The 8,181-nt window shown below is 40.6% G+C and carries 12 protein-coding genes and 1 pseudogene; 1 reads left to right on the forward strand and 12 read right to left on the reverse strand.

The genetic code is table 11. The features are described from left to right. Positions 1 to 34: 34 nt before the first annotated feature. A complete protein-coding gene (locus ACTOY7_RS09225) occupies positions 35 to 2,518 on the reverse strand; it encodes a DEAD/DEAH box helicase family protein (protein WP_482672201.1) in 2,484 nt (827 codons plus the stop codon). Further along, positions 2,488 to 3,099, reverse strand: a complete 612-nt coding sequence (locus ACTOY7_RS09230; protein WP_302134440.1) for a class I SAM-dependent methyltransferase — start codon at positions 3,097 to 3,099, stop codon at positions 2,488 to 2,490. The genes ACTOY7_RS09225 and ACTOY7_RS09230 overlap by 31 nt, the downstream gene beginning before the upstream one ends. A 112-nt stretch (positions 3,100 to 3,211) precedes the next feature. Between ACTOY7_RS09230 and ACTOY7_RS09235 the strand changes: the two genes are divergently transcribed. After that, positions 3,212 to 3,619, forward strand: a complete 408-nt coding sequence (locus tag ACTOY7_RS09235) for a PBECR4 domain-containing protein (RefSeq protein WP_482672200.1) — start codon at positions 3,212 to 3,214, stop codon at positions 3,617 to 3,619. Here ACTOY7_RS09235 and ACTOY7_RS09240 read toward each other — a convergent pair. From ACTOY7_RS09240 to ACTOY7_RS09285, 10 genes and pseudogenes are all read right to left on the reverse strand, one after another. After that, positions 3,594 to 3,935: an HNH endonuclease domain-containing protein gene (locus ACTOY7_RS09240; RefSeq protein WP_482672466.1), complete on the reverse strand. Its 342-nt coding sequence runs from the start codon at positions 3,933 to 3,935 to the stop codon at positions 3,594 to 3,596. The genes ACTOY7_RS09235 and ACTOY7_RS09240 overlap by 26 nt on opposite strands. A 168-nt stretch (positions 3,936 to 4,103) precedes the next feature. Then, entirely contained in the window at positions 4,104 to 4,304 is a 201-nt protein-coding gene (locus tag ACTOY7_RS09245; RefSeq protein ID WP_302134442.1) for a hypothetical protein, read from the reverse strand. 65 nt (positions 4,305 to 4,369) lie between these two features. Further along, a complete protein-coding gene (locus tag ACTOY7_RS09250; RefSeq protein ID WP_482672199.1) occupies positions 4,370 to 4,507 on the reverse strand; it encodes a hypothetical protein in 138 nt (45 codons plus the stop codon). A gap of 145 nt (positions 4,508 to 4,652) precedes the next feature. After that, positions 4,653 to 4,805: a hypothetical protein gene (locus ACTOY7_RS09255; RefSeq protein ID WP_160282531.1), complete on the reverse strand. Its 153-nt coding sequence runs from the start codon at positions 4,803 to 4,805 to the stop codon at positions 4,653 to 4,655. A gap of 209 nt (positions 4,806 to 5,014) precedes the next feature. Beyond that, positions 5,015 to 5,353 carry a hypothetical protein gene (locus tag ACTOY7_RS09260; RefSeq protein WP_482672198.1) on the reverse strand — a complete coding sequence of 113 codons (339 nt, stop codon included), beginning with the start codon at positions 5,351 to 5,353 and terminating at the stop codon, positions 5,015 to 5,017. Position 5,354: 1 nt separating this feature from the next. Further along, a complete protein-coding gene (locus tag ACTOY7_RS09265) occupies positions 5,355 to 5,531 on the reverse strand; it encodes a hypothetical protein (protein WP_482672204.1) in 177 nt (58 codons plus the stop codon). A gap of 289 nt (positions 5,532 to 5,820) precedes the next feature. Further along, positions 5,821 to 6,033 carry a PBECR4 domain-containing protein gene (locus ACTOY7_RS09270; RefSeq protein ID WP_289773634.1) on the reverse strand — a complete coding sequence of 71 codons (213 nt, stop codon included), beginning with the start codon at positions 6,031 to 6,033 and terminating at the stop codon, positions 5,821 to 5,823. A 559-nt stretch (positions 6,034 to 6,592) separates the two neighbouring features. Beyond that, positions 6,593 to 6,673 carry a hypothetical protein gene (locus tag ACTOY7_RS09275; RefSeq protein ID WP_482672467.1) on the reverse strand — a complete coding sequence of 27 codons (81 nt, stop codon included), beginning with the start codon at positions 6,671 to 6,673 and terminating at the stop codon, positions 6,593 to 6,595. Next, on the reverse strand, positions 6,636 to 6,965 hold the full coding sequence (locus ACTOY7_RS09280) for a ParB N-terminal domain-containing protein (RefSeq protein WP_482672203.1): 330 nt from the start codon (positions 6,963 to 6,965) through the stop codon (positions 6,636 to 6,638). Before ACTOY7_RS09280 ends, ACTOY7_RS09275 begins: the two co-directional genes overlap by 38 nt. A gap of 122 nt (positions 6,966 to 7,087) precedes the next feature. Beyond that, positions 7,088 to 7,933 (reverse strand): annotated as a pseudogene (locus ACTOY7_RS09285) (KilA-N domain-containing protein). Positions 7,934 to 8,181 lie beyond the last annotated feature (248 nt).

Below are 8,181 nucleotides of genomic sequence, written 5' to 3' on the forward strand. Positions count from 1 at the left end.
TCCTCAAACAAATCATCTCTGGTAATATTTTGCTCTACTCTCCTTTGTACCGCCTGCGGTAATAATCCATCGTCCGATACTCCAATATATCTTTCATATGCTCACAGAAAGCATCATTTTTTACAACTGCCCTCAAATCCTCCCTTATTGCCAAAGCATATCCCTCTTTATCAATAAAAAATCCTTTTCCCGATGCCTTTAAAAACTTTATCGGCATTGTCTTTGCTTTTGCCAAATGCTGTTTATCTGTCATGTTTTTGTATTCCTCATATGTGATTCTGTCAGAAAAATCCCTCCAGTTTTTATTTCTGTCAAAAAAATCTTTCCAACACGCAAGAACCTGATCCTCTGTAATCTCCAACAAAACATTTCCATGATTATAAAATGTATACAAAATAGGCATTTTATAGATTTTCGTCATGTCCGTAGTTTCAATTAATGTTAAAAACTCTTTACCGATTCCTGCGTATAGAGCCTCTTCCTCGTCAGATAATTCGTTTAAGCTATGCAAATACTCTAAATAATGTCTGAATGGATTTTCCTTCGTATGCCTTATGCAGCACTGATATACCTCATGTTCCATATAAGTAAATAAATCCATTCTGGTAGGAATTTTCCCGTCTAATAACTCTTTTACGCAATCATATTCCTGTCTGATCCGTTCTCTTACTGTCAGCGACTTCTTATCCAGTTCTTTAAATAAGTCGATCAGCCGTACATCAAAGTCAACAATACAATCATCCGGATACTCTATATCATGATAGTCACCGGCTCTTTTTTCACGAAATGATTTTTCTCCACCAAGCAGCAGAGGCGTTTTTCCTGCTTTTTCATAATTTCCAATAAAGTCCAGAACATTTAGATATTCTTTCCCCGCATAAATACGGAGTCCGCGTCCTAATTGCTGCAGAAACACAACAGGCGACTCCGTAGGTCTGAGAAACATCACTAGATCCACCGAAGCAATATCCACTCCTTCATTAAACATATCTACGGAAAATATCACGTTCACTTCCTGCTTTTTCAGCTTTTGAATGGCTTTTTCCCTATCCTCTGAAAATTCACCATCAGAATGACTGTATACGGCCACTGACGCAATTCCTCTGCCGCAAAATTCCGCTGCCATTTCTTCCGCATGCTGCCGGGAACAGCAAAATCCCAACGCTCTCTTGGAACGACATTTCATATAATGCTTATAAATTAATTCATATCGCCTGCCGTTATTTCTATATATTTCCGTCAGTTCCCTCTCGTCATATCTGCCTTTTACCAAATGCAGTTTGGAGTAGTCCGTATCATCATAGACGCCATAATAATGAAACGGCACCAGCATTCCTTTGTTGATTGCCTCTTTTAATGAAATTTCATATGGAACATTGTAATCGCAGATTTCATAAATATTTTTCCCATCCATACGCTCAGGCGTTGCCGTGAGTCCAAGCATAAACTTTGGCGTGAAATAATTTACAATTTTTCTATATTGTTCATTTACCGCATGATGAAATTCATCAATGACAATATAGTCAAAATAATCCTTTGGGAAATATTCCTGTTTTAAATACTCTGCCCGTCCCAATGTCGCAACAGATGCGAAAATCACCGATTTATCGGTATCTTTCCGCTTCCCATAAAAAAATCCATAGTCATCCGAACGCCGCACGTTCTTAAATGAAACTGCGGCCTGCTTTAGGATTTCCTCCCTGTGCGCCACAAATAATACTCTGCTGTATTTTACAGAATCGAAAGCCGCAAGATATGTTTTGCCAACTCCGGTAGCTGCCTGAACAAGACCTTTTGCCGCCCCTTCAGCTCTGCTGTCTTCCAATGCATATAATGCCTCAATCTGTGCCCCTCTCGGTTGAAACAATACCTGAATGTTTGTATCAATGTCATCTTCCAGATTATCATATTTTGCCAGATCTTTCGATACAGCCGGTTTATGCCAGTTTTTTGAATATCTGCGCAATTCCTCATTGTCTATAATGATTGAGTGGTTAAAAAATAAATCCTCAAATGTATGATAAAATAACTGATAATTTTTATGATCCGCAATACTGCTAAAGCGGTAATTCCATTCAATTCCTGATGTCAATGCGCTTTTTGAAATATTGGAAGAGCCTATGTAAATTTCACTTGTATCTTTATAATGGAAAATATATGCCTTGGGATGAAACGACCGCTCTTTATCATTGTAAAATCGTAAATCTATGCGGTTACCAAATTCTTTCTTTATCAGGTAAAGCGCAGACGGCTGTGTGATTCCTAAATAATTCCCTGTCAAAATCCGCACGGAAGCCCCCTTGTCCAAAGCTTGCCTGATATCATTCAAAATCATTCTGATGCCAGATTCCATAAGAAAAGAAACAATGATATCAATTCCCTTCGCTTTTGACATACTCATTTTAAGCTGGTAGTATAAATATCGGCTTCGGTCTCTGTCGCCAGTCATTACATTGGTTGACACAATCACCGGTTCATTGCTGCTGTCTATTTTTTCCGCAGAATTAAATTGAGCCATTTTTCATCCCCTCGTTCTGGCCGTACATCTAATGAAATCCACTGTTCCTCTATCGTTACATTTTCTATCTGTTTTATAAACCCCGCAAATGTTGCTTCCGTCATATCCGTGAAATAGCGTCCGTTTCTTTCGCCTTCAAACGTTCCATATTTGAAAGAAGTATAAATAGTTCCATTGTTTTTTAATGCAATCACCATTTTACGCATGACTTCTTTCAGTTCATCTAAGGGCAAATGCAATATGGAAGAACAAGCCCAAATGCCATCATACTGTTCGGTCTGTTCCAACTCGTTAAAAAATGCGTGTTTGACTTCAATTCCTGTATATTCACTTGCCAATTTGCATAATTCGGCGGAACCATCTACCGCGTCTACCCGGTATCCTTGTGATAAAAAATATTTTGTATCGCGTCCCGAGCCGCATCCAAAATCAAGAATTGCCGCATTCTTCGGCAACCTGTCCGTAAACTTTTTCTGCGTAAATTCAAAATCCACTGATACAGTTCCCAGCGCAAATTCCCTTGCGTTTAAATTGTAATAGCGAATTGTTTTATCTTCTTTCATACAATTGCATCTCCTCATATTGTTCCCATAACCTCAAACCGAATAGGTTCTTCGGAGCTGGGAAAAAATTTGCATCCGATTAATCTCACATTTCTTTAAAGACTATCCACATCTGGCTGTTTTTCATTACTTGAAAGATATCTCTATTCCTAACTATACATCTGCTAAAATCATAGTTCGAATTCTTGAAGGGAAAATAGATTTCGAGCAAATTCGAAAAGCAGCACAATATGGAGAAATGGTCAAACCACGATTAGAAGCATTAATCCATTTAAAAAACTCTTTAGATAATGATTTTAATCTTTATTCTTTCATGTCGCAAATGTATCCTTTTATAACTAATATTAAATATGAAACAAATCAGAGAAAATGCGCATTACTCAAAAAAGAACGTATACATATCTCGTCAAATACAACTACCATTTTACTTAATAAATTGAGTTTCTGTATTCCCGCCTATATAGAGCTTCTCAGAAGCACAAATCGCATTCAGATTATTTTTTCTGCAATTTTCAAATTTCCTGATCAATACCTGTGACCGTCTGTCTGCATCCTGGGTGAAAATCAATCCGTACAGGTAAAATTGATATTTTGCAAACGGAAGGAAAAACGTTTCCCAGGGGTGGAAGCTTATTGTTCTTGCTGGAATTCAACGATTTGCGCATCGGTATCAGGTTCCATAGTTCATCATTTGAAATGTAGGATCTCGGCACAAAGTGATCTATAGATAAATCCTCTGCTGATATATCCTTTCCGGTATGAATTTCCTTGATCGGCTGTCCGGTCACTTCCGCAGTCGTTTTCCATAGATCACGGGCCTGTTCCAGTTTGCGGAGCTTTTGCAAAATATTCACTCTCAGATATAAACGGGTAGCATACGAAGCTCATCACCAACAGATTCATTCCCAATTCTCGCTGAATTTTCTTCCGCAAATCAAACCAATAGCCTCTGGCTTGACCACGAGGACTGTCTTCTGGATTCTCCGCTCCAGACAAAAAAATTGTATTTGCATTTATAACATTCAATATCCCATCCGGATTCCGCCCTTTGACTTCAACAAAAAAAGCCCCATATTGGGAGAAATCACGCAAAAATCATATTTGCGCCCATTGATACTTCTTGTATTATAAACACCCCAGTCAGACGGAAGATTCTTGTAAAAGTCGTGCCAAACCTTCTTCTCGCCCTCATACTTGGGTTCTTTGTCAATCATCTTTGCCATTAAACCCACCCCAACTCAGTCATTCCGCAACTTACTCATTCATCAATCTCAGAACACTTAAATTTCTAAAAACATCCAATCTTATGCGCAGGAACTTCATTTTGGGGGTCTCTTTGCCAGCTTCTCAACGTAGCATGTTTAATTCCCAGATGCTCTGCCGCTTCATCCAAACTGATATATTTTTCGCTTTTCAGTGTATTCATCTGATCTCCTTGAAATTTCAACACCATCTATAAACTATCAGTTTTTATAATAGCAGATATACATAGTTATTACAACATTGTTGACCGCTATTTGTTTAGATTTCATCTGCGGTTCCAGGTACTTTTCATAGGTCAGGCAGGTGACCTATGCTTCTGAAGGTTCTATCATCAGTTCCCCATCCCTGCTCCGGTATCTGTACGGATCGGGCCGCCTGCCCATCCGCCCTGCAGCACCTTCTGCATCCTGGATCTGGATATTCTCCCGCTCGATCTCCGCCACAGCCAACAGGATCGCCAAGGTCAACCTTCCACCCATGAATATCCATTGGAGATGGCCATGCTCTCCGTCAGGTTCAGGCTCCCCCTGGCTAGTACTCCATCCGGCCAGAAATTGAACTCCTGAACTGCCTGTTCCGCACCATTGCGTCGTTAAAAGTTCTAGCCGATGCGCCCACATCGCCGTCGAACTTTTGCCTAGCACTGATGCGAACCAGACAGTCCATTAGTTCAATTCCTGACTGGATGGAGTACTAGGTTGGCCGTGGAATTCACGTCATTAGAAGCGTAGGCAACCGGCAGGTTGTCCGTACTCTCATACAGCAGTTCCTCATCCTCCGCCAACGCTTCAGAAAAGAGCAGGATCATGTTGGGGCAAATGTGGAGCAGGTTCCCGTTCCAGAGCAGGGCCTCGTCATACTCCCCTGTGGCGGCGTAAAAGATCCCCATGGGATTTAAGCCCAAGATGTCGTTCACCGTCTCGGTGATCATATTCTCCTCCGTGGCGGTCTCCATCGCCCCGGTATTCTTATCCGTCAGTTCCAGCGTCATCACGCCTTTTAAAACCAAATCACAGGTCAGCCAGGATATTCTCGCAAAGCTGCCGCCTTGTCTCTTCCAGACCGAACTGCAGCAGATTCACGCCCAGATTCATCGTCAGCCCGTCATCCAGATCCAGCGTGTAATACGCCTTGATCTCCAGGCACTTCGCTTTCCTGTTCGCCTCCGATATTTCAAATACCTCCATCGGGATCGTCTCATAGGAGCCGCCCGCCACCTGCAGGCCCCGACCAGCCGTTTCAGTTCTTCATGGGTCCAGACCGAAGGGATGGCAGTCTGCTTCCTGGCTTTCACCATGGGCATCTTTGCCGCAAGGTCTTCACTTAATACACTATTTGGAATATAGCAGTCACCTTTTTCAATCAGACCGAGACACGCAGTGGTAGTGCCGGTAACCTTTTCGGTATAAATCTCTAAGCGGGGTCCGATGTGTGGTTGTTTTTGAACGAAAAATCACGCTCACTTAATCGTTTGTTTCATGCATAACGATAGAAGTCATTAGCAGTTAATCCTTTTCTAAGGGTTACACCTGTAAAATGTAAAAAGTTGTAGGAACGGAATTTCACCTCTGTAAAGTTTGAGTGGTTGTTTTCATCACGGTATACGAAAACAACTTGTTTTCCATCCAAGAATTTTTTATATGTATCAGCACAATTGCTGATGATGCTGATTGCTTCTGATTTGTTCATCTTATTAATCCTTATGTGAAAGTATTTTGACAAATTTAAAAGGAAGGTTCTTCTGCCGTAGCAGATGACACCTTCCTTTAGTGACTGATTTTTCTGTTGTCCGCCAACTGATCGGCACCCGAAGTCCGATAAGCAATGCTGGTTTTTCCGTTGCCAGCCAACTGTCCGGCACCCGAAGTCCGGAATGAATTTCGGATTTTATGTGTCAGTCCACATGACAAGCATATAGCCTATCTACTAACTATAGTATACACAGATAACACGAAATATGCAATGGCTTTATGAAATAAAGCAGAATAATTCATAGTAGGCAATACCATCCGCATAGAAGTTTTCCAGTTCTCCATTCGCATCCAGAGAAATGGCTGTTCCGGTGACTCCCCTTCTGCAAAGCGATGGTATGCAAGCAGAATCTGTATTTGCCTTTATCTCCTTACGGACTGTGGTACTTGTATGTTTCACAGCTTCTTTCATATCATCCATGGCAAGCTCGCAAATTCTGTCAGTCCTTGCATGATCACATCTGCCATGTCATTGATATTTATCGTAGATGCCATCCTTACCGCCTCGCTTTCTCACATCGGAATTTCAAAGATATCTTTTTATAATTCATGTGGTCTACGAAAAGAATGCTGTAAATCTCCCCACGGAACAGAATACGGAAACCTGTGGACACGATGTCCACAAGTCTCTGATACGTCCACACCATTCAGCATTGCAATCTCTTCCAGAATGTCATTTCTTCTGCCCTGACACATGACTTTCTCATATCTCTCTGCCAATACTGCTGCCTTCTGCGATAGAAAAAGATCATCAAAAGACCTCTGCAACATATTGGTTTCTATCACATACACATACGCTTCTCTTTCAGTCAGATTCTCTTTAATGATTGCCGGAATGAGAATCCCATGCTCCTTGATACTGTCCACCATGTCATCAAGGCGTTTTCCCTCAGCTGTCGTTTATTGATAACAGACTTTGATAAAGATGTCGCTACATTATCAGCAATCTTAGAACCTTCTCATTACATTATCACACAATACAACTTTTACAATTATGTCCGTTCTGTTAATTGGGGAAGATTATTCAAGCTTACTGCCTCCAACGTCTGTAGCTGTTGTACTGCTAATTGGCGCAACAATCTCATCCGCTCTTTCTGAATCTTTCCCTGATTAATCAATACCGCATTATAACTTTCCAAATTCGCAAGCACAAGTAATTGATTCAACGTTGCCACATCCCGCATATTTCCTTTTACGGTTGGATTTTCATCTTTCCATTGTTTCGCTGTTTTTCCAAACAGAACCACATTTAACATATCTGCCTCATTAGCATATGCATAGGCTATCTGCGCAGGGGTTAATTCTGCTGGAATCAAATTGTCCTTAATGGCATCCGTATGTATCCTGTAATTTAACTTGGAAATTTCCCTGTTTAAGTTCCAATTTAGAGATAACCGACTATTCTCATCCGTCTTTAATCTCCTGTAATCCTTCATAATATATAACTGAAATTCAGGAGAAATCCAAGTTGCAAAAGACATAGCAATATCACTATGGGCATACGTACCACCATAACGTCCCGACTTTGAAACAATACCAATAGCGTCCGTTGCTTCTATCCACTTCTTTGGTGACATTGTAAATGCATTTGCCCCTGCCTGTTTTCTAAACCCCTCGAATTCGAGGGGTTTAAAATCTGGATTATGAAGTCTTTCCCATAATCCCAAAAATTCTATAACATCCCGATTTCTCATTCAGTTTTGAATAACCGCCGTTGGATCATCGCTCTTATATCGTGCAATATCCGTCAATGAAATAAATTCATTTTCAAAATCCTGTGTATAAATACCAATATCTATCCCATTCACATGAATTGTATCCTTAATTATTTTTCCCATTGCTCCTCCTGTAATATTATCACAAACTTTCTCAAGCATTGTAACTGTCACTTATCTTAGATATATTCCGCCGAATAGTCATTTGTTTTCATCCTCCCACATTTCCCGATACGCTTCAATATAAAATTTGATGCACCTCGGATATACCCCAAAACCCGGGAAAAGGAGACTCGAAACGTTTGATTTCGGTTAGAGTCGGGTCATAAAGACACCACAAATACTGTTATTATAAGGCTTTTTGGACATAA

The sequence above is a fragment of the Schaedlerella sp. genome (assembly GCF_056796775.1).